Source organism: Oleiphilus sp. HI0125, assembly GCF_001635355.1.
Genome location: NZ_LWGF01000337.1, coordinates 1 through 927, shown reverse-complemented (window position 1 = coordinate 927; position 927 = coordinate 1). Strand labels below are relative to the sequence as shown.

Here is a 927-nt window from a genome sequence, read left to right as displayed (position 1 = left end):
CACTCGCAAACATGAAATGCGTATCTAGCTGCTCTGATAAATCAAAGTAATGCGCCAAACATTCAGCCAACGTCGATCGCTCTAAAGGCACAATCCCTTGATAACGCTGTCCCTTATCAGGCTCTATGGTGATCGCTAGTTGTGCTTTCCCCAACAAATCGCCTAAATCATTAGAGTCCGGCAAAGCGTCCTCATAATGCACGATACTTCGAAAAGACTTTTGATCTGTCGCTTCTGCCATTAACAAACTGACGGGGCCTTCACCTCGAGCATGTACAGCTAGTCTACCTTCAAACTTGAGTGTTCCTGTCATCAATACAGATGCACAGGTTGCTTGTGCTAACAACGCTCTAGGTATTTGGGGATAGTCTTTGTTTGCAGTAACTTCTTGAAAGCTTTTTGACAAGCGAACAATTTCACCTCGAATATGGCATTCATCAAGGAGGAATTTTTGGAAGGAATCTCCTTCAAGCATAATTATCTCTCTGTCTCTAATCGTTTCGTTGATCTTTGAAACGATGAATTAAACGACGATCCCGTTTATTCGGTCTTCTAAACGGTACTGGCTGACTTTCGCGTTCCGCACGACGCTCCGCCACTTTCTTTTCACGCTCTATTCGACTTTCTTCCGTTTCTTCATATAGCTGTTGAGCTAAGGTTGCGTTTTGACGACGATCTGACAAGCCAGCCACTGTCACGACTTTATCCACCCAGCCTTGTCGAATTTGCAAAGTAGCGCCCAAATCGACCGTCTTACCTGGTTTGCAACGCTGACCGTTGTATTGCACTTTGCCGCCCTCTACAGCTTCTTTAGCCATAGACCGGGTCTTAAAAAATCTTGCTGCCCACAACCATTTATCGATACGAACTTTTTGCTCAGAACTTTCTGTCATGACGAAGGCATTACATCCATAAATGAAGACAACA

At 44.4% G+C, this 927-nt stretch carries 2 protein-coding genes; both read right to left on the bottom strand.

The annotated features are described in order from the left end of the window. Window positions 1-475, bottom strand: a 475-nt coding sequence (locus A3762_RS04805) for an Hsp33 family molecular chaperone HslO (protein WP_197469027.1), incomplete at its 3' end; no start/stop codon positions are given. A gap of 16 nt (window positions 476-491) precedes the next feature. Continuing rightward, a partial coding sequence (locus A3762_RS04800; RefSeq protein ID WP_369820662.1) for an RNA-binding S4 domain-containing protein occupies window positions 492-927 on the bottom strand: 436 nt, incomplete at its 5' end.